At 54.4% G+C, this 21,520-nt stretch carries 16 protein-coding genes; all 16 read left to right on the top strand.

Going from position 1 to position 21,520, the window contains the following annotated elements; genetic code table 11:
* Position 1: 1 nt before the first annotated feature.
* Entirely contained in the window at positions 2-859 is an 858-nt protein-coding gene (gene cdsA, locus EBL_RS15425) for a phosphatidate cytidylyltransferase (RefSeq protein ID WP_002441101.1), read from the top strand.
* A gap of 11 nt (positions 860-870) precedes the next feature.
* Positions 871-2,223, top strand: a complete 1,353-nt coding sequence (gene rseP, locus EBL_RS15420) for a sigma E protease regulator RseP (RefSeq protein WP_002441099.1) — start codon at positions 871-873, stop codon at positions 2,221-2,223.
* A gap of 33 nt (positions 2,224-2,256) precedes the next feature.
* Complete coding sequence (gene bamA, locus EBL_RS15415; protein WP_002441097.1) at positions 2,257-4,680, top strand: outer membrane protein assembly factor BamA; 2,424 nt, start codon at positions 2,257-2,259, stop codon at positions 4,678-4,680.
* A 122-nt stretch (positions 4,681-4,802) separates the two neighbouring features.
* Complete coding sequence (gene skp / locus EBL_RS15410) at positions 4,803-5,294, top strand: molecular chaperone Skp (RefSeq protein ID WP_002441095.1); 492 nt, start codon at positions 4,803-4,805, stop codon at positions 5,292-5,294.
* A gap of 3 nt (positions 5,295-5,297) precedes the next feature.
* Positions 5,298-6,323: a UDP-3-O-(3-hydroxymyristoyl)glucosamine N-acyltransferase gene (gene lpxD, locus EBL_RS15405; protein WP_002441093.1), complete on the top strand. Its 1,026-nt coding sequence runs from the start codon at positions 5,298-5,300 to the stop codon at positions 6,321-6,323.
* A 126-nt stretch (positions 6,324-6,449) separates the two neighbouring features.
* Positions 6,450-6,905 carry a 3-hydroxyacyl-ACP dehydratase FabZ gene (fabZ, locus tag EBL_RS15400; protein WP_002441091.1) on the top strand — a complete coding sequence of 152 codons (456 nt, stop codon included), beginning with the start codon at positions 6,450-6,452 and terminating at the stop codon, positions 6,903-6,905.
* A gap of 3 nt (positions 6,906-6,908) precedes the next feature.
* Positions 6,909-7,697: an acyl-ACP--UDP-N-acetylglucosamine O-acyltransferase gene (lpxA, locus tag EBL_RS15395; RefSeq protein ID WP_002441089.1), complete on the top strand. Its 789-nt coding sequence runs from the start codon at positions 6,909-6,911 to the stop codon at positions 7,695-7,697.
* Positions 7,698-8,846 carry a lipid-A-disaccharide synthase gene (gene lpxB, locus EBL_RS15390; protein ID WP_002441087.1) on the top strand — a complete coding sequence of 383 codons (1,149 nt, stop codon included), beginning with the start codon at positions 7,698-7,700 and terminating at the stop codon, positions 8,844-8,846.
* Complete coding sequence (gene rnhB, locus EBL_RS15385) at positions 8,843-9,457, top strand: ribonuclease HII (protein ID WP_002441086.1); 615 nt, start codon at positions 8,843-8,845, stop codon at positions 9,455-9,457. The genes lpxB and rnhB overlap by 4 nt, the downstream gene beginning before the upstream one ends.
* A gap of 23 nt (positions 9,458-9,480) precedes the next feature.
* Positions 9,481-12,963, top strand: coding sequence for a DNA polymerase III subunit alpha (gene dnaE, locus EBL_RS15380; RefSeq protein WP_002441084.1), 3,483 nt, complete (start codon positions 9,481-9,483; stop codon positions 12,961-12,963).
* Between the two features lie 12 nt (positions 12,964-12,975).
* Positions 12,976-13,935: an acetyl-CoA carboxylase carboxyl transferase subunit alpha gene (accA, locus tag EBL_RS15375; protein WP_002441082.1), complete on the top strand. Its 960-nt coding sequence runs from the start codon at positions 12,976-12,978 to the stop codon at positions 13,933-13,935.
* Positions 13,936-14,023: 88 nt separating this feature from the next.
* Entirely contained in the window at positions 14,024-14,416 is a 393-nt protein-coding gene (locus tag EBL_RS15370) for a VOC family protein (RefSeq protein WP_002441080.1), read from the top strand.
* Between the two features lie 88 nt (positions 14,417-14,504).
* Positions 14,505-16,052, top strand: a complete 1,548-nt coding sequence (gene cadC / locus EBL_RS15365) for a lysine decarboxylation/transport transcriptional activator CadC (RefSeq protein ID WP_002441078.1) — start codon at positions 14,505-14,507, stop codon at positions 16,050-16,052.
* A 357-nt stretch (positions 16,053-16,409) separates the two neighbouring features.
* Positions 16,410-17,729, top strand: a complete 1,320-nt coding sequence (gene cadB, locus EBL_RS15360; RefSeq protein ID WP_002441076.1) for a cadaverine/lysine antiporter — start codon at positions 16,410-16,412, stop codon at positions 17,727-17,729.
* 88 nt (positions 17,730-17,817) lie between these two features.
* The gene (locus tag EBL_RS15355) at positions 17,818-19,965 is read left to right on the top strand and encodes a lysine decarboxylase CadA (RefSeq protein WP_002441073.1); all 2,148 of its coding nucleotides are present in this window, start codon (positions 17,818-17,820) and stop codon (positions 19,963-19,965) included.
* Between the two features lie 76 nt (positions 19,966-20,041).
* Complete coding sequence (locus EBL_RS15350) at positions 20,042-21,499, top strand: oligopeptide:H+ symporter (RefSeq protein ID WP_002441072.1); 1,458 nt, start codon at positions 20,042-20,044, stop codon at positions 21,497-21,499.
* The last annotated feature ends 21 nt before the right edge of the window (positions 21,500-21,520 follow it).

The following is a 21,520-nucleotide window of genomic DNA, read 5'->3' as shown; positions in this document are numbered from 1 at the left end:
CTTGCTGAAGTATCGCCTGATTTCCGCATTTATCTTAATCCCCGCCGTGATTGCGGCGTTGTTCTGGCTACCGCCGGGCGGTTTTGCCATTACAACCATTATTGTCTGCATGCTGGCAGCCTGGGAGTGGGGGCAATTAAGCGGTTTTTCATCCCGCAATCAGCGGGTCTGGCTGGCGGTACTTTGTGGTCTACTTCTGGCAACCATGCTGATGGTGCTGCCGGAGTATCATCATAATATCCACACCCCCCTGATAGCCGGCTCCCTGTGGGCATCGCTTATCTGGTGGTGTGTCGCGCTACTCCTCGTATTCTTCTATCCTGCATCTGCGGCGCTGTGGCGTAATTCCCGCATTTTGCGCCTGGTCTTTGGTTTCTTTACTATTATTCCCTTTTTCTGGGGCATGGTGGTCCTGCGCAGCTGGCACTATGAAAGTAACCACTATGCCGGGGCCATCTGGCTGTTGTATGTGATGTTTCTGGTCTGGGGCGCAGATTCCGGCGCGTATATGTTTGGTAAAATGTTTGGCAAACATAAACTTGCGCCGAAGGTTTCGCCGGGTAAAACCTGGCAGGGCTTTTTTGGCGGTCTGGCTACCTCGGCGGTTATTTCCTGGTTATTCGGTGCCTGGGCAAATTTGGATGTAGCGGCCAGCATATTATTGGTATGCTCTCTGACTGCTGCGCTGGCTTCAGTGCTTGGCGATTTAACGGAAAGTATGTTTAAACGCGAAGCCGGCATTAAAGACAGCGGGCATCTGATCCCGGGACACGGTGGTATTCTTGACCGTATTGACAGTCTGACCGCCGCCGTACCGGTATTTGTTTGCCTTCTGATCCTGGTCTTTGGCGCAATTTAACGGAAGGTTATATGCTGAGTGTTCTCTGGAGTCTGGCAGCCTTTATCGTCGCACTGGGTGTGCTTATCACCGTGCACGAATTCGGTCACTTCTGGGTGGCCCGCCGCTGCGGCGTCTATGTGGAACGCTTTTCTATCGGCTTTGGTAAGGCGCTGTGGCGCCGCACCGATCGCCAGGGCACGGAGTTTGTTATTGCGCTGATCCCGCTGGGCGGGTATGTCAAAATGCTCGACGAGCGTGTAGAGGCGGTAACGCCGGAAATGCGCCACCGGGCATTCAATAACAAAACCGTCGCCCAGCGTGCGGCGGTGATTGCCGCCGGGCCGGTGGCGAATTTTATTTTTGCGGTTTTTGCCTACTGGGTAGTTTTTATCGTGGGTGTGCCCAGCGTGCGCCCGGTGGTCAGCGATGTTTTACCCGGCTCTATTGCGGCACAGGCGCAAATTTCGCCAGGAACGGAACTAAAAGCCGTTGATGGCATCGAAACGCCTGACTGGGATGCCGTTCGTCTGGCGCTGATTGGTAAAATTGGCGATAGCCAGGCAATACTGACTGTCGCGTCGTCCGGCAGCCAGGGCGTTATGCAGAAAACGCTGGATCTCCGCCACTGGAAATTTGAACCAGATAAGCAAGATCCGGTACAGTCGCTGGGGTTTCAGCCGGTAGGGCCAAAGATTGACCCTGTGCTGGCAGAAATACAAAAAGACTCGGCGGCGCAACAGGCGGGTTTGCAAGCGGGTGACAGGATCGTTAAAGTCAACGGTCAGTTGCTGAACAACTGGATGATGTTTGTTGAGCTGGTCCGGGATAACCCTGGCCATCCGCTGGAAATCAGCATTGAGCGGCAGGGGGAACCCCTTACGCTGACGCTGACACCTGGTGTGAAGCAGGTGGGGGCGAAAGCCGAAGGTTTTGCCGGGGTGGTACCCCAGGTTATCCCGCTGTCCGAGGAGTACCGAACGGTGCGCCAGTATGGTCCTTTCAGCGCTATCGGCCATGCCACTGAGAAAACGTGGCAGCTGATGAAGCTGACGGTGAGTATGCTGGGGAAATTAATAACCGGTGACGTCAAACTGAATAACCTCAGTGGGCCTATTTCGATAGCCCAGGGGGCAGGTATGTCGGCGGAGTTCGGGTTGGTGTATTACCTCATGTTCCTGGCGCTGATCAGTGTGAACCTGGGGATTATCAACCTGTTCCCGTTACCCGTTCTTGACGGGGGGCATTTACTGTTCCTGGCAATCGAAAGGCTTAAAGGCGCCCCGGTATCGGAGCGAGTTCAGGACTTCAGTTATCGCATTGGCTCGATTTTGCTGGTGCTGTTAATGGGGCTTGCACTTTTCAATGATTTCTCTCGTTTATAGCGGGAGTCAGGTTAGGAAGAACGCATAACAACGATGGCGATGAAAAAGTTGCTCATAGCGTCGCTGCTGTTTAGCAGCGCCACCGTATACGGTGCCGACGGGTTCGTGGTGAAAGACATTCATTTCGAAGGCCTGCAGCGAGTCGCCGTTGGTGCGGCCCTTCTCAGTATGCCTGTGCGTGTCGGGGATACCGTGACTGATGATGACATCAGTAACACGATCCGCTCTCTGTTCGCGACAGGAAACTTCGAGGATGTTCGGGTCCTGCGTGATGGTGATTCATTACTGGTTCAGGTGAAAGAGCGCCCGACAATTGCCAGTATCACTTTCTCCGGTAACAAATCGGTGAAAGATGACATGCTTAAACAGAATCTGGAAGCCTCTGGCGTGCGCGTTGGTGAATCTCTCGATCGCACCACCTTATCGGATATCGAAAAAGGGCTGGAAGATTTCTACTACAGCGTCGGTAAATACAGCGCCAGCGTGAAAGCGGTTGTAACACCGCTGCCCCGTAACCGTGTGGACCTGAAACTGGTCTTCCAGGAAGGGGTCTCTGCCAAAATTCAGCAAATCAATATTGTCGGCAACCGCGCCTTCAGTACTGAAGAGCTTATCTCCCACTTCCAGCTGCGCGATGAAGTGCCCTGGTGGAACGTGGTGGGCGATCGTAAATACCAGAAACAGAAACTGGCGGGTGACCTTGAAACCCTGCGCAGTTTTTATCTGGATCGCGGTTATGCCCGGTTCAATATTCAGTCCACGCAGGTTAGCCTGACCCCGGACAAAAAAGGTATCTACATCACGGTTAACGTGAGCGAAGGCGATCAGTACAAACTGTCTGGTGTTGATGTCAGCGGTAACCTGGCCGGACACTCTGCGGAAATTGAAAGCCTGACCAAAGTCGAGCCGGGTGAGCTGTATAACGGCACCAAAGTCACGAAGATGGAAGACGGCGTTAAAAAACTGCTGGGCCGCTATGGTTACGCCTATCCGCGCGTACAGACTCAGCCGGAAATTGATGACACCGCAAAAACCGTTAAGCTCCACGTGAACGTAGACGCGGGCAACCGTTACTACGTGCGTAAGATCCGCTTTGAAGGTAACGACACCAGTAAAGACGCCGTTCTGCGCCGCGAAATGCGCCAGATGGAAGGGACCTGGCTGGGCAGCGACCTGGTCGATCAGGGTAAAGAGCGCCTGAACCGCCTGGGCTTCTTTGAAACTGTTGATACCGACACCCAGCGCGTGCCGGGTAGCCCGGATCAGGTGGATGTGGTCTACAAAGTTAAAGAGCGTAACACCGGTAGCTTTAACTTCGGTGTGGGTTACGGTACTGAAAGCGGCGTCAGCTTCCAGGTTGGCGTGCAGCAGGATAACTGGTTAGGCACCGGTTATTCTGTGGGGATCAGCGGCACCAAAAACGATTATCAGACCTATACTGAACTGTCGGTCACTAACCCGTACTTCACCGTTGACGGTGTGAGCCTGGGCGGACGTGTCTTCTACAACGACTTTAAAGCTGATGATGCTGACCTGTCTGACTATACCAACAAAAGTTATGGTCTGGACGGTACGCTCGGCTTCCCGATCAACGAATATAACAGCCTGCGCGTTGGTTTAGGTTACGTCCATAACGACCTGTCCAACATGCAGCCGCAGATAGCCATGTGGCGTTATCTGGATTCGATGGGGCAGAGCGCGAATAAAGACGACGACGACAATGACTACTCGGCGGACGACTTCACCTTCAACTATGGCTGGACCTACAACAACCTTGACCGCGGTTACTTCCCGACCAAAGGTTCACGGGTCAACCTGAACGGTAAAGTCACGGTGCCGGGCTCTGATAACGAGTTCTATAAAGTGACCCTTGATACGGCAACCTATGTGCCTATCGATGAAGATCACAAATGGGTGGTTCTGGGCCGTACCCGCTGGGGTTATGGTGATGGGATCGGCAGCAAAGAGATGCCGTTCTATGAAAACTTCTACGCCGGTGGCTCCAGCACAGTGCGTGGCTTCCAGTCCAACACCATTGGTCCGAAAGCGGCCTATTACTATGGCCCGAATAACGAAAACTGTAACGCCAGTGATGAAAGTGTTGCCGGTGTTTGTAAATCTAACGACGCCGTCGGCGGGAACGCTATGGGTGTGGCAAGCGTTGAGCTGATTACGCCAACACCGTTCCTGAGCGAGAAGTATGCGAACTCGGTGCGTACCTCACTGTTTGTGGATGCAGGTACGGTCTGGGATACCAACTGGCATAACACCGCGGAAACCCGCGCAGCCGGCATTCCTGACTACAGCAAAGCGAGCAACATTCGCGCTTCTGCGGGTCTGGCGCTGCAGTGGATGTCCCCGCTGGGGCCGCTGGTATTCTCTTACGCTCAGCCGATCAAAGAATACAGTGGAGATAAATCAGAACAATTCCAGTTTAACATTGGTAAAACCTGGTAATAATTCTGAGCAACGGAATGCATAGGTTGTGTCGCGATGACTGCTGATGAGCGGATAACTCATTCGGGCCACGCAAAGAACAGTGCCTCTTGGGGTACATATGGGATGGTAAGGAGTTTATTGTGAAAAAGTGGTTAATCGCTGCGGGCCTTAGCCTGGCATCAGCAACAGCAGCTAACGCTGCCGATATCGGTGTAGTTAACATGGGTAACCTGTTCCAGCAGGTCGCTCAGAGCACTGGGGTTTCCCAGCGTCTGGAAAGCGAATTCAAAGGCCGTGCTGGCGAACTGCAAAAAATGGAATCTTCCCTGCAGTCTAAAATGCAGCGTCTGCAGCGTGACGGTGCGACGATGAAATCCAGCGACCGCAGCAGCCTGGAGAAATCCGTGATGGCTGACCGTCAGGCTTTCTCTACCAAAGCGCAGGCTTTCGAACAGGATCGTGCCCGTCGCTCTAACGAAGAACGCGGCAAACTGGTTACCCGTATCCAGTCTGCAGTGAAAAAAGTGGCTGACGACAAAGGCCTCGAAGTTGTCCTGGATTCCGGTACAGTGGTTTACTCCAGCAGCGATGTTAAAGACATCACCGCTGATGTACTGAAACAGGTTAAATAAGTCATGCCTTCCATTCGACTGGCTGACTTAGCCCAACAGTTGAATGCGGAGCTGCACGGTGATGGCGATATCGCCATCACTGGTGTAGCCTCCATGCAATCTGCGGGGAATGGTCAGATTACATTTATCGTCAACCCACGCTACCGGGACCACCTGGCGGAATGCCGGGCATCTGCCGTGGTGATGACGCAAGACGATCTGCCGTATGCAAAAAGCGCGGCGCTGGTCGTTAAAAACCCCTATCTCACCTATGCGCTGATGGCGCAGATCCTTGATACCACTCCGCAACCGGCGCAGAATATCGCCCCCAGCGCGGTGATTGACGCCAGTGCAACCCTGGGCAGTAATGTCTGCGTGGGTGCGAATGCGGTTATCGAGTCAGGCGTGGTGCTGGGTGATAACGTGGTTATCGGCCCGGGCTGTTTCGTCGGCAAGAATACAAAAATTGGTGACGGCTCCCGTTTATGGGCAAATGTCTCCGTTTATCATGAAGTTGAGATTGGTAAAGCCTGTCTTATTCAGTCCAGCACGGTTATCGGCGCAGATGGTTTCGGCTACGCCAACGATCGTGGTAACTGGGTGAAGATCCCACAACTTGGCCGGGTGATCATCGGCGATCGCGTAGAGATCGGTGCCTGTACCACTATTGACCGCGGTGCACTGGATGATACGGTCATCGGCAATGGTGTTATCATTGATAACCAGTGCCAGATTGCACATAACGTTGTGATTGGCGACAATACCGCAGTCGCGGGCGGCGTTATCATGGCGGGTAGCCTGAAAATAGGCCGTTATTGTATGATTGGCGGCGCCAGCGTTATCAACGGGCATATGGAAATCTGCGATAAGGTCACGGTAACCGGTATGGGGATGGTAATGCGTCCGATTACTGAGCCCGGGATCTATTCGTCCGGTATTCCGCTTCAGCCTAATAAGGTCTGGCGTAAAACGGCAGCGCTGGTGATGAACATTGATGATATGAGCAAGCGCCTGAAAGCGATAGAGCGCAAGGTCAGTCACCAGGACTAATCATCATAATAGTGCGGGCTTTTTTTGTGTTCCGCGCGATTCATATTTGCGGCCTGCTGGCTTTCTGTTGATACCAGCAGGCCGTGTTATTATTGTTACTTAGCATATTTTGACAGGAAGAGTATTTTGACTACTGACACTCATACTCTGCATATTGATGAGATTCTGGAGCTTCTGCCACACCGTTTTCCTTTTCTGCTGGTAGACCGCGTGCTGGACTTCGAAGAAGGCCATTTTTTACGCGCAGTTAAAAACGTCTCGGTCAATGAGCCGTTTTTCCAGGGGCACTTCCCGGGCAAGCCTATTTTCCCGGGTGTTCTGATTCTGGAAGCTATGGCCCAGGCCACCGGTATCCTGGCGTTTAAAAGCGTCGGCAAACTGGAGCCGGGTGAGCTGTACTATTTTGCCGGTATTGATGAAGCGCGCTTTAAGCGCCCGGTCGTGCCTGGCGATCAGATGATCATGGAAGTCACCTTCGAAAAAACCCGCCGCGGTCTGACCCGTTTTAAAGGTGTCGCGATGGTTGACGGTAAAGTGGTTTGTGAAGCGACAATGATGTGTGCCCGTAGCCGGGAGGCCTGATACGTGATTGATTCCTCTGCCTTTGTTCACCCTACCGCCATTGTGGAAGCGGGCGCCGTAATTGGTGCTAACGCCCATATTGGACCGTTTTGCGTTGTTGGCCCTGATGTGGAAATTGGCGCAGGCACTGTGCTGAAATCCCATGTGGTCATTAATGGTCACACAAAGATTGGCTGTGATAACGAAATCTACCAGTTCGCATCCATTGGCGAAGTTAACCAGGATCTCAAATATGCTGGTGAGCCGACCCGGGTTGAAATTGGCGCGCGTAATCGCATTCGCGAAAGTGTCACTATTCACCGCGGAACCGTTCAGGGCGGGGGTGTCACCAGGGTAGGCAACGACAACCTGCTGATGATTAATGCGCATGTGGCACATGATTGCCAGGTAGGGGATCACTGTATCTTTGCTAACAATGCGACACTCGCGGGCCATGTCAGCGTTGATGATTATGCCATCATCGGCGGTATGACCGCAGTCCACCAGTTCTGCATTATTGGCAAACACGTGATGGTAGGTGGTTGTTCCGGCGTAGCCCAGGACGTGCCGCCTTACGTGATTGCCCAGGGAAACCACGCGACCCCGTTCGGTGTAAACATCGAAGGGCTCAAGCGCCGTGGTTTTAGCAAGGAAGCGATTCTGGCTATCCGCAGCGCCTACAAACTGCTGTACCGCTCCGGTAAAACCCTGGAAGAAGTGAAACCTGAAATTGCCACCATTGCTGCACAGCATCCGGAAGTTCAGGCGTTTGTTGATTTCTTTGCCCGCTCTACCCGTGGCCTGATCCGCTAAATGAAGCCGGGTCGTCCACTGACTATTGCCCTGGTCGCCGGAGAAACCTCCGGCGATATTCTGGGTGCCGGCCTTATCCGCGCCATTAAATCCCGCGTTCCCGATGCCCGCTTTGTGGGGGTGGCCGGGCCGCTGATGCAGGCAGAAGGCTGTGAAGCCTGGTATGAGATGGAAGAGCTGGCGGTGATGGGGATCGTGGAAGTGCTGGGGCGGCTGCGTCGCCTGCTGCATATCCGCGCTGATCTTACCCGCCGCTTTTCTGCCTTACAGCCGGATGTTTTTGTCGGCATTGATGCCCCGGATTTCAACATAACCCTGGAGGGGAAGCTGAAAGCCCGCGGTATCAAAACGATTCATTATGTCAGCCCCTCCGTCTGGGCCTGGCGCCAGAAACGCGTTTTCAAAATTGGCAGATCCACCAATCTGGTGCTGGCATTCCTGCCCTTCGAAAAAGCGTTTTACGATAAATTCCATGTTCCGTGCCGCTTTATCGGCCATACCATGGCCGATGCCATGCCGCTGGATCCGGATAAAAACGCCGCCCGGGATGCCCTGGGGATCCCCCACAACGCCCGCTGCCTGGCTATCTTACCCGGCAGCCGGAGTGCCGAAGTGGAGATGCTCAGTGCAGACTTCCTGAATACGGCCAGCTTACTGCGCCAGCGCTGGCCGGAGCTGGAAGTGGTGGTGCCGCTGGTTAATGCAAAACGCCGTGCGCAGTTTGAGCAGATCAAAGCGCAGGTGGCCCCGGATCTGAACGTCCATTTGCTGGACGGGCGCGCCCGTGAAGCGATGATCGCCAGCGATGCCGCACTACTGGCCTCCGGCACTGCGGCGCTGGAGTGTATGCTGGCCAAATGCCCGATGGTGGTCGGCTACCGTATGAAGCCCTTTACCTTCTGGCTGGCGAAACGGCTGGTTAAGACCGAGTATGTCTCGCTGCCTAACCTGCTGGCCCGGCGTGAACTGGTCAAAGAGCTCCTGCAGGATGAGTGCCAGCCAGAGGCGCTGGCCGCGGCGCTGGCCCCGCTGCTGGAAGGCGGTGAAGCCAGCCTGGCGATGCACGATATTTTCCGTGCCTTACATAAAGAGATCCGCTGCAATGCGGACCAGCAGGCGGCAGATGCCGTGCTGGAGTTAGCCCGATGAGTGAATTTGTCTATCCCCATACCCGTCTTGTGGCGGGTGTGGATGAAGTGGGCCGTGGCCCGCTGGTAGGGGCGGTTGTCACGGCAGCCGTGATCCTGGATCCGGCCCGGCCGATTGCCGGTCTTGCCGACTCCAAAGCCCTGTCTGAGAAGCGCCGCCTGGCGCTGTACGACGAAATTAAAGAGAAGGCCCTGGCCTGGAGCCTGGGGCGGGCAGAGCCGCAAGAGATTGACCGGCTTAATATTCTGCACGCCACCATGCTTGCCATGCAGCGGGCCGTTGCCGCTTTGCCGGTTGTGCCGGAATATGTTCTCATTGACGGCAACCGCTGCCCGGCACTGCCGGTCCCCGCGATGGCGGTGGTCAAAGGGGACAGCCGGGTTGCTGAAATTAGCGCCGCCTCGATCCTGGCGAAAGTCACCCGGGATGCGGAAATGGCAGCGCTGGACAAGCAGTTCCCTGAATATGGCTTTGCCCGGCATAAAGGCTACCCGACCGCGTTCCATCTGGAGCAACTGGCGCACTACGGTGCGACAGCCCATCACCGCCGCAGTTTTGGCCCGGTCCGGCGTGTGCTGGAACAGGCATCGCCCGAATCTGACATCCGATAACGTAACAGGGTTAAGAAATTAACATGGCTGAACCTCGTTTTGTGCACCTGCGGGTGCACAGTGACTATTCTATGATCGACGGGCTGGCGAAAATCGGCCCGCTGGTGAAGAAAGCCGCAGCGCTGGGGATGCCAGCCATGGCGATTACAGACTTCACCAACATGTGCGGGCTGGTGAAGTTTTATAACGGTGCCCATGGCGCCGGTATGAAACCGGTGATCGGGGCCGATGTGCATATGGCCTGCGAACTCTTCCCGGACGAGCTGTGTGATCTGACCATTCTGGCCATGAATAACGATGGCTATCAGAACCTTACCCTGTTAATTTCCCGGGCCTACCAGCGTGGTTATGGGGCAGAAGGCCCGTGGATCGATCAGGCATGGCTGGAAGAGCTCAACGACGGGCTTATCCTGCTTTCCGGCGCCCGCCACGGGGATGTGGGGAAAGCGCTGGTGCGCGGTAACCATGTGCTGGCAGAGCAGGCGCTCAGTTTTTATCAGCAGCATTTCGCCGATCGCTATTATCTGGAGCTTATCCGCACCGGGCGGCAGGATGAAGAAACCTACCTCCATGCGGCGGTTGCCCTGGCGGAAGAGACCGGCACTCCGGTGGTCGCGACGAATGACGTCCGCTTTCGCGAGCAGGACGAGTTCGAAGCGCACGAAATCCGCGTGGCTATCCATGACGGCTTTACCCTTGATGATCCTAAACGCCCCCGTAACTACTCCGCCCAGCAATATATGCGCAGCGAAGACGAGATGTGCGAGCTGTTTGCCGATATTCCCGAGGCGTTACAGAACACGGTTGAGATAGCCAAACGCTGCAACGTGACGGTGCGCCTGGGCACCTACTTCCTGCCCCAGTTCCCCACCGGGGATATGACCACCGAAGATTATCTGGTGAAAAAATCCCATGAGGGGCTGGAAGAGCGCCTGGCGTTTCTGTTCCCGGATCCGGACGAGCGTGCACAGAAGCGCCCCCCTTATGATGAGCGTCTGGAAACCGAGCTTAAAGTTATCAACCAGATGGGCTTCCCGGGCTACTTCCTGATAGTGATGGAGTTTATCCAGTGGTCCAAGGATAACGGCGTGCCGGTAGGGCCAGGGCGTGGCTCCGGTGCGGGCTCCCTGGTGGCTTACTCGCTGAAAATTACCGATCTTGATCCGCTGGAGCTGGATCTGCTGTTCGAACGCTTCCTGAACCCGGAACGTGTATCGATGCCGGACTTCGACGTTGACTTCTGTATGGAAAAACGCGACCGGGTGATTGAGCACGTCTCGGAGATGTATGGCCGCGATGCGGTATCGCAGATTATTACCTTCGGTACGATGGCGGCCAAAGCGGTGATCCGCGATGTGGGCCGCGTGCTGGGCCACCCTTACGGGTTTGTGGACCGGATCTCCAAACTGATCCCGCCAGACCCGGGTATGACCCTGGAAAAAGCCTTTGAGGCAGAGCCGCAGCTGCCGGAAATCTACGAGGCGGATGAAGAAGTCCGGGCGCTGATTGATATGGCGCGCCGCCTGGAAGGGGTCACCCGTAACGCCGGTAAACACGCCGGTGGGGTGGTGATTTCGCCCACCAAAATTACAGATTTCGCGCCCCTGTATTGTGATGAACAGGGGCAGCACCCGGTCACCCAGTTTGATAAGAGCGACGTAGAATACGCCGGGCTGGTGAAGTTTGACTTCCTGGGCCTGCGTACCCTGACCATTATCAACTGGGCGCTGGAGATGATTAACGCCCGCCGGGCGAAGCAGGGGCTGGAGCCTGTCGATATCGCGGCAATTCCGCTGGACGACAAGAAAAGTTTTGATATGCTCCAGCGCTCGGAAACCACTGCGGTATTCCAGCTGGAATCCCGGGGCATGAAGGATCTTATCAAACGCCTTCAGCCGGACTGCTTTGAAGATATGATAGCCCTGGTGGCCCTGTTCCGCCCGGGCCCGCTCCAGTCCGGGATGGTGGATAACTTTATCGACCGTAAACACGGCCGAGAAGAGATCTCCTACCCGGATGTGCAGTGGCAGCATGAGAGCCTGAAACCGGTACTGGAGCCGACCTACGGTATTATCCTGTACCAGGAACAGGTGATGCAGATAGCCCAGGTGCTCTCCGGTTATACCCTGGGGGGGGCGGATATGCTGCGCCGCGCCATGGGTAAGAAAAAACCGGAAGAGATGGCCAAACAGCGCGGCACCTTCGAAGAAGGGGCGAAGAAAAACGGCGTTGATGGCGAACTGGCGATGAAAATTTTCGACCTGGTGGAGAAATTCGCCGGGTACGGATTTAACAAATCTCACTCCGCGGCATACGCGCTGGTCTCTTACCAGACCCTGTGGCTGAAGGCCCACTACCCGGCAGAGTTTATGGCGGCAGTGATGACCGCCGATATGGACAACACCGAGAAGGTGGTCGGCCTGGTGGATGAGTGCTGGCGCATGGGGTTAAAAATCCTGCCGCCGGATATTAACTCGGGGCTGTATCATTTCCACGTTAATGACGACGGCGAAATTGTTTACGGTATCGGGGCTATCAAGGGGGTGGGGGAAGGCCCGATAGAGGCCATTATTGAGGCCCGTAACCAGGGCGGTTACTTCCGGGAGCTGTTTGATCTCTGCGCCCGGACCGACACCAAAAAATTAAATCGCCGGGTGCTGGAAAAGCTGATTATGTCCGGGGCCTTTGACCGCCTCGGGCCGCACCGGGCGGCGCTGATGAATTCGCTTAACGATGCGCTGAAAGCCGCCGATCAGCACGCGAAGGCAGAGGCCATCGGCCAGGCCGATATGTTCGGGGTGCTGGCCGAAGAGCCAGAGCAGATAGAGCAGTCGTACGCCAACTGCACCCCCTGGCCGGAACAGGTGGTGCTGGACGGAGAGCGGGAGACCCTGGGGCTGTATCTGACCGGGCACCCGATTACCCAGTACCTGAAAGAAATTGAGCGCTATGTCGGTGGCATGCGCCTGAAGGAGATGCACCCGACCGAACGTGGTAAAGTGATTACCGCCGCCGGACTGGTGCTTGCTGCGCGGGTTATGGTCACCAAGCGCGGTAACAGGATCGGTATCTGTACCCTGGATGACCGTTCCGGGCGTCTGGAGGTGATGTTATTTACCGACGCCCTGGAGAAGTACCAGCACTTGCTGGAGAAAGACCGTATTTTGATCGTTAGCGGACAGGTCAGCTTTGATGACTTCAGTGGTGGTCTTAAAATGACCGCCCGGGAAGTGATGGACATTGACGAAGCACGCGAAAAGTATGCACGCGGGCTTGCTATCTCGCTGACGGACAGGCAAATTGATGACCAGCTTTTAAACCGTCTCCGCCAGTCTCTGGAACCCCACCGTTCGGGAACTATTCCAGTACATCTTTATTACCAGCGAGAGGACGCCCGCGCCCGGTTGCGATTCGGGGCAACATGGCGAGTCTCTCCGAGCGATAAATTGCTTAATGATTTACGCAGCCTGGTAGGTACGGAGCAGGTGGAACTGGAGTTTGACTAAAACAGGAATACTATGAGTCTGAATTTCCTAGATTTTGAACAGCCAATTGCAGAGCTGGAAGCGAAAATCGATTCCCTGACTGCGGTTAGCCGCCAGGATGAAAAACTCGATATTAATATCGACGAAGAGGTACACCGCCTGCGTGAAAAAAGCGTAGAGCTGACCCGTAAAATCTTCGCCGACCTGGGGGCATGGCAGATTGCACAGCTGGCGCGCCACCCGCAGCGCCCGTACACCCTGGATTACCTGCGTCTTATCTTTGACGAGTTTGACGAGCTGGCCGGTGATCGCGCTTATGCGGACGATAAAGCCATTGTCGGGGGGATTGCCCGCCTTTCTGGCCGCCCTGTGATGGTGATTGGCCACCAGAAAGGCCGCGAAACCAAAGAAAAAATTCGCCGCAACTTCGGGATGCCGGCACCGGAAGGCTACCGCAAAGCGCTGCGCCTGATGGAAATGGCCGAGCGGTTTAACATGCCTGTCATTACGTTTATCGACACCCCCGGGGCGTACCCTGGTGTGGGGGCCGAAGAGCGTGGCCAGTCTGAGGCTATCGCCCGTAACCTGCGCGAAATGTCGCGCCTGAGTGTGCCGGTTATCTGCACCGTGATTGGTGAAGGCGGCTCCGGCGGCGCGCTGGCTATCGGCGTGGGCGATAAAGTGAATATGCTGCAGTACAGCACCTATTCCGTTATCTCGCCGGAAGGCTGTGCCTCTATTCTGTGGAAAAGCGCCGAGAAGGCACCGCTGGCCGCAGAGGCGATGGGCATTACCGCACCGCGTCTGAAAGAGCTGAAACTTATCGACTCTGTGGTTCAGGAGCCACTGGGCGGGGCGCACCGCAACCCGGAAGCCATGGCCGAGTCCCTGAAAGCCCGGTTGCTTGAAGATCTGGCGGACCTGGATACGCTGAATAAAGAAGAGCTGCTGGACAGACGCTACCAGCGCCTGATGAGCTACGGTTACGCGTGATCGTTGCCCTTCAGTAAAGGCCGGTGTTGTACCGGCCTTTTTTTTCTGCGGCGCAAACAGCCTGCGCCACTGTCAACAGGAGAGAGTGATGTCTGCGGGTTTAGAGCATGTCCATCATATTGCGGTGATCGCCACCAGCTACTCGCGCAGTAAGGCATTTTACTGCGATATCCTCGGGTTTACGCTGCTCAGTGAAGTGTACCGTGAAGAGCGGGACTCCTGGAAAGGCGACCTGGCCCTTAACGGTCAGTATGTCATTGAGCTGTTTTCTTTCCCCTTTCCGCCAGCCAGGCCGAGCCGCCCGGAAGCCTGCGGTCTGCGCCACCTGGCGTTTAGCGTCAGCAACCTCGACAGCTCCATCGCCTGGCTTGAAGCGCATGGCGTGGCCTGTGAGCCGGTGCGGACTGACCCCTGTACAGATAAACGCTTTACTTTTTTTACTGATCCTGACGGCCTGCCGCTGGAGCTTTACGAGAAGTAGCACGCGAAGGATACCTGCTTTCAGGCTGGAAAAATAACTTATGGTATCATTGGTACTTTCCTCTTAATGGCTTTGAGTATTTTCTTATATGCAACAACCCGTCTTCCGCGTTGGGGCCTGGCTGGTTACGCCAGCGATCAATCAGATAAGCAAGCCCGGTCATACTGAGACTCTTGAACCCCGTCTTATCGACTTGCTGACGTTCTTCGCCCATCACCCGGATGTGGTTCTGAGCCGTGATGAGCTGATTGATAATGTCTGGAAACGCAATATCGTGACCAGCCACGTGGTGACTCAGTCTATCTCTGAACTGCGAAAATCACTCAAAAGCGGCGGTGAAGAAGGGCAGGAGTACATCGTTACCGTTCCCAAGCGCGGCTATAAACTCTCTGCCACTGTTGAGTGGCCGGACGCACAGCCAGACACCGTAAGCGAGAGCGCTGGCGCGGAAGAGGGGAGTGCGGCACCGGTTGCCGCCGCGTTGCCGGGCGGGGAGGTTCCTGCGGCCACGGCCGTGGCCGCGAAAGCGGAGCCTGTGGGGATCCCTGCCCGGGTACTGCGCCGGGCGCGCATCTGGGTGTGGCTCCTGTTTTTTGCCGCGCTGGCCGCCTGCGTGATCCTGATTGGCATGGCCACCTGGTCACTGCGCCCGCCGGTAACCTCCGACAAGCTGCTGCTTAACCCGCGAGATATTGATATCCGCCTGGTCAATGGCAACTCCTGCAGTAACTGGTCATCACAGCGTTCGTATGTGGTGGGGATTAGTGAGCTTATCTCTTCCTCCCTCAATACCTGGTCGACGTTCCTGGTGCATGATAAGACCGATTTCAATATCAATAACCCGAGCACATCGGGCAAGTCGCTGAATATTGAATTTGTTAATCAGCGGCACTATCGCTCCCAGCAGTGTTTTATGTCCGTCAAACTGGTGGATAACGCGGACCGCTCCGTCATGCTGGATAAGCGCTATTTTATTACCCGCGATAACCTGGTCGAAATCCAGAACGATCTGCTCAACAACCTGTCTGTGGTGCTGCAACAGCCGTGGCCGGACGTGATGAAAGAGCGTCTGCGCCAGAATGTGCCGGAGCAGGGCCAGGCGCTGCAGAGCTATTTTATAGCGCACCAGCTGCTGATTGACGGCGACGCAGACTCCCTGACCAAAGCCAGTAAAATGTTCAGCGATATTATCCGCACCTATCCGGATTTTACGTTTGCCCATTCAGAGAAGTTGCTGGTAGATATTCTGCGCCATTCTCAGCAGCCGTTAAGTGATGCAGCACTTGCGGATTTACACCAGCAAATGAATGCGCTCGGCAACCTTCCGGACATGGATAATAACTCTATTTATTACCAAATCCGCGCGGTTGATTTAATCGTACAGGGCAAAACTGATGATGCCTACGCGGCGATTAATAAATCCATTGAGCTGGAAATGTCCTGGCTCAATTATGTACTGCTGGGTAAGGTTTTCGAAATGAAGGGTGAGAATCGCCTGGCCGCGGATGCGTATATTACCGCGTTTAATTTGCGCCCGGGCAACAACACCCTGTACTGGATCAAGAACAGTTTCTTCCAGACATCCATCGCAAATGTGGTCCCCTGGCTCGATAATTTTATCTCCGAATCTGAATAATTAATGCCGCCGCCTGGTTATCATCACGCGGCGGCATTTTTCTGTGTTACGCAAATGTGATGTAAAAGTGTGCATTAAACGCATTTTTATTAGCCACGGCAGCATAATTATAACGCCTGATAACATCGTTATTTGTTGAAAAATAACGATGTTTATCTTTATCTGAGATCTTTTCCTGATGTTTATAATTCAGGGAAAAATCTCATCTTGTCATTTGTAGGATGTTTGTGTTTATTTCACCTAATCTTTAGGACTTTACTTTCATGAGTGATTATTCTCCATCTCATCGGTGGGGGCAGTGAGCGACTCATTCACTGCATCCGTACCTCCTGACAATTATCTGGAGAATGCGAATATATGAGTTCAGCAAAGAAAATCGGGCTTTTCGCCTGTACCGGTGTTGTTGCCGGTAATATGATGGGGAGCGGTATTGCACTATTACCTGCGAACCTCGCAAGCATCGGTGGTATTTCCATCTGGGGTTGGGTAATTTCTATTATTGGTGCAATGTCTCTGGCTTATGTTTATGCCCGGCTGGCAACCAAGAACCCGCAGGAAGGTGGCCCAATCGCCTACGCTGGTGAAATTTCCCCGGCATTTGGTTTCCAGACCGGTGTTCTTTATTACCACGCCAACTGGATTGGTAACCTCGCAATCGGTATTACTGCTGTCTCTTATCTTTCTACATTCTTCCCGGCATTAAACAGCCCAATCGCTGCCGGTATCGCCTGTATCGCCATTGTCTGGGTCTTCACTTTCGTGAACATGCTGGGTGGTGCCTGGGTGAGCCGTCTGACCACTATTGGTCTGGTATTAGTGCTTATCCCGGTTATCATGACCGCTATCGCTGGCTGGCACTGGTTTGATGCTGCCACCTATCAGGCAAACTGGAACACCTCTGAAAAACCGAACATGCAGGCCATCATCAGCAGTATCCTGCTGTGCCTGTGGGCGTTCGTGGGTGTTGAATCCGCAGCCGTAAGTACCGGTATGGTTGATAACCCGAAACGTACTGTTCCGCTGGCTACCATGATGGGTACTGCACTGGCGGGTATCGTATACGTTGCCGCAACTCAGGTTATCAGCGGTATGTATCCTGCTTCTACCATGGCCGCTTCTGGTGCGCCGTTCGCTATCAGTGCTTCCACCATTCTGGGTAACTGGGCAGCACCGGTTGTTTCTGCCTTCACCGCATTTGCCTGCCTGACTTCTCTGGGCTCCTGGATGATGCTGGTTGGCCAGGCTGGTGTTCGCGCCGCCAAAGATGGCAACTTCCCGAAAGTGTACGGTGAACTGGATAAAAACGGTGTGCCTAAAAAAGGCCTGCTGCTGGCAGCCTGCAAAATGACTGCGCTGATGGTGCTGATTACCATCATGAACTCCAGCGGTGGTAAAGCCTCTGACCTGTTCGGTGAGCTGACCGGTATCGCGGTTCTGCTGACCATGCTGCCTTACTTCTACTCTTGTGTTGACCTGATTCGTTTCGAAGGGATCAACCTGCGTAACGCAGCAAGCCTGGTATGTTCTGTTCTGGGTTGTGCATTCTGCTTCATCGCGCTGATGGGTGCGGGTTCTTTCGAACTGTCCGGTACCTTCATTGTGAGCCTGATCATCCTGATGTTCTACGCCCGCAAAATGCACGACAAAAAGCCGTCTAACACTGCAGACGCGCTGTAAGCACCTCTGTCCTGATTTCTCAATTTTTCGCCCCTCCTTCCACCCGCAATAGTGTCGGGAGGGGCAAGATCTGCCTGGAGTTATGATTATGAACGTAATTGCTATCATGAATCACTTGGGCGTCTACTTCAAAGAAGAGCCCATCCGTGAACTGCACAAAGCCCTGGAAGGTTTAGGCTTCCGCATTGTGTATCCTGTTGACCGCGACGACTTAATGAAAGTTATCGAAAACAACGCCCAGCTGGCTGGCGTGGTCTTTGACTGGGATACCTACAACCTGGGTCTGTGCGAAGACATCAGCAAACTGAACGAAAAACTGCCGCTGTACGCGTTTGCTAACACCCAGTCCGCTATGGACGTTAGCCTGAGCGATCTGCGCCTGAATGTTCGTTTCTTCGAGTATGCACTGGGCGGTTCTGCTGATATCGCAGCAAAAATCAAACAGACAACTGACGAATATATTGACGAGATCCTGCCTCCGCTGACCAAAGCGCTGTTCAAATATGTTCGCGAAGGTAAATACACCTTCTGTACTCCGGGTCACATGGGCGGTACTGCTTTCCAGAAAAGCCCGGTAGGTAGCCTGTTCTATGATTTCTTCGGCGCTAACGCCATGAAATCTGATATCTCTATCTCTGTTTCTGAGCTGGGCTCCCTGCTGGACCACAGCGGCCCGCATAAAGAAGCTGAAGAGTACATCGCAAACGTATTTAACGCTGAACGCAGCTACATGGTGACTAACGGTACTTCTACCGCTAACAAAATCATCGGTATGTATTCTGCACCGGCAGGCAGCACCATCCTGATCGACCGTAACTGCCACAAATCTCTGACTCACCTGATGATGATGAGCGATGTTACCCCGATCTACTTCCGCCCGACCCGTAACGCTTACGGTATCCTGGGTGGTATCCCGCAGAGCGAGTTCAAACACGAAACTATCGAAGCTCGTGTGAAATCTACGCCGAATGCGACCTGGCCTGTTCATGCCGTAGTGACTAACTCCACTTACGACGGTCTGCTGTACAACACTGATTTCATCAAACAGACTCTGGATGTGAAATCTATCCACTTTGACTCTGCATGGGTTCCTTACACCAACTTCAGCCCGATCTACAAAGGTCTGTGCGGGATGAGCGGTGACCGTGTAGAAGGCAAAGTTATCTATGAAACTCAGTCTACTCACAAACTGCTGGCTGCGTTCTCTCAGGCATCCATGATCCACGTTAAAGGCGACGTCAACGAAGAAACCTTTAACGAAGCCTACATGATGCACACCACCACTTCTCCGCATTACGGTATCGTGGCTTCCACTGAAACCGCTGCGGCGATGATGAAAGGTAACTCCGGTAAACGTCTGATCGAAGGCTCCATCAAACGTGCTATCACCTTCCGTAAAGAGATCAAACGTCTGCGCGGTGAGTCTGAAAGCTGGTTCTTCGACGTATGGCAGCCGGAAGGTATCGAGAAAGCAGAATGCTGGCCGCTGAGCTCTGACAGCGAATGGCACGGCTTTAAAGATATCGACAACAACCACATGTACCTTGACCCGATCAAAGTCACTCTCCTGACTCCGGGGCTGGAAAAAGACGGTACTATGGGTGAGTTCGGTATTCCGGCAAGCATCGTGGCTAAATACCTCGACGAACACGGTATCATCGTTGAGAAAACTGGCCCGTATAACCTGCTGTTCCTGTTCAGCATCGGTATCGACAACACCAAGGCTCTGAGCCTGCTGCGTGCCCTGACTGACTTCAAACGTGCATTTGACCGCAACCTGCGTGTGAAAAACATTCTGCCGTCTCTGTACAACGAAGCGCCTGAATTCTATGAAAACATGCGTATTCAGGACCTGGCTGCGAACATCCACAAACTGATTCAGCATCACAACCTGCCGGATCTGATGTTCCGCGCATTCGAAGTGCTGCCGGATATGGTGATGACTCCGTACAAAGCCTTCCAGAAAGAGCTGCACGGTGAAGTGGAAGAAGTGTATATGGATGAGATGGTTGGCCGCGTTAACGCCAACATGATCCTCCCGTACCCTCCTGGAGTTCCGCTGGTAATGCCTGGTGAAATGATCACCGAAGAGAGCCGTCCGGTGCTCGAATTCCTGGAAATGCTGTGCGAAATCGGTGCACACTACCCGGGCTTCGAAACAGATATTCACGGTGCATACCGCCAGACTGACGGTCGCTACACTGTTAAGGTGCTGAAAAAATCCAGCGCTGAGTAATAACTGACAGAAGGGAAGTGGCTCAGGCCACTTCCCTTTTTTCTTTTTTTGCCCGGGGTTCGGGCTGGGAGAATACATGAAAACACCCTCACAACCGCGCGCGATTTACTACATCGTGGCGATTCAGATTTGGGAATATTTCAGTTTCTATGGCATGCGCGCCATTCTTATCCTCTATTTAACCCACCAGCTTGGTTACTCCGACAGTAACGCCATCACATTGTTCAGCGCTTATGCGTCCTTAGTTTACATTACCCCTATTCTCGGCGGCTGGATTGCCGACCGCCTGCTGGGCAATCGTGTTGCCGTCTTACTTGGTGCTATCCTGATGACCCTCGGCCATATTGTGCTGGGCCTGGAATCTGACGCGGTCTGGTCGCTGTACCTGGCGCTGGGGATTATTATCTGCGGGTACGGATTATTTAAATCCAATATCAGCGTGCTGCTTGGTGAGCTTTATACACCCGACGATCCGCGCCGCGACGGGGGCTTCTCACTGCTGTATGCCGCCGGTAATATTGGCTCTATCGTCTCGCCGATTGCCTGCGGTCTGGCGGCCCAGTGGTACGGCTGGCATGTGGGCTTCGCCCTGGCCGGGATCGGCATGTTCCTGGGCCTGCTGATTTTTATGACCGGGCGTAAGCATTTTGCCGCCACGCGTGGCATAAACACCATTGCCCTGAAGAAGAAAAACGCCGGTATTCCGGCCTGGGGCTGGCTGGTCGTGGGGGTTTTACTCTCGCCGTTCTTCTTTACCGCGCTGCTTCAGTATGATTTGTCCGGCTATTTGCTCGCGCTGGTGTGTGCAGGCGCGGTCTTTATTGTGGCCAGGATCATGGCCCGCGAACGGGAGCAGCGCAAGGCGCTGTGGCAGGTGGTGTTGCTGATGGCTACCGGGACACTGTTCTGGATCCTCGCACAGCAGGGCGGCAGCTCAATCAGCCTGTTTATTGACCACTTTGTTAACCGTCAGGCTTTCGGAACGGAAGTGCCAACGGCCCTGTTCCAGTCAGTGAATGCGGTGGCGGTCATGGTGGCCGGGGTGGTGCTGGCCTGGCTTTCACAGCTGGGAACGGCCAGCAGCTCAAAACTGGTGGTGTGGCTGAAATTCTCCTGCGGGCTGGCGCTGATGGCCGCAGGCTTTATGGTGCTGGCGCTTAATGCGCGCCTGGGTGAGATTCACGGCCAGTCCTCCATGTGGATGATGGTGGCGGGGCTGTCTCTGATGGGGTTTGCCGAGCTGTTTATCGACCCGGTCGCGATGGCGCAGATAACCCGTCTGAACCTGCCCGGGGTAACCGGCCTGCTGACCGGTATTTATATGCTGGCAACCGGCTCGGTGGCTAACTATCTGGCCGGTCTTGTGGCCCAGCAGACGACCGAGTCGCAAGCCGGGGGGCATGCTATACACGCCTACTATGCGTTCTTTGCCCAGATGGGGAAATGGACGGTTGTTTGTGTGGCGCTGATCCTTGCCCTGAGCGTATGGCGCTGGTGGGTCAGCCGCAAACAAAATGCGTTAGTGCTTGATTGAACGCGCCGCTGTGGTTAACGT

This window comes from Shimwellia blattae DSM 4481 = NBRC 105725 (assembly GCF_000262305.1).
Taxonomy (GTDB): Bacteria; Pseudomonadota; Gammaproteobacteria; order Enterobacterales; family Enterobacteriaceae; genus Shimwellia; species Shimwellia blattae.
Note: the sequence above shows the minus strand (reverse complement) of the source record. Positions and strands in the feature narration are given on the sequence as shown.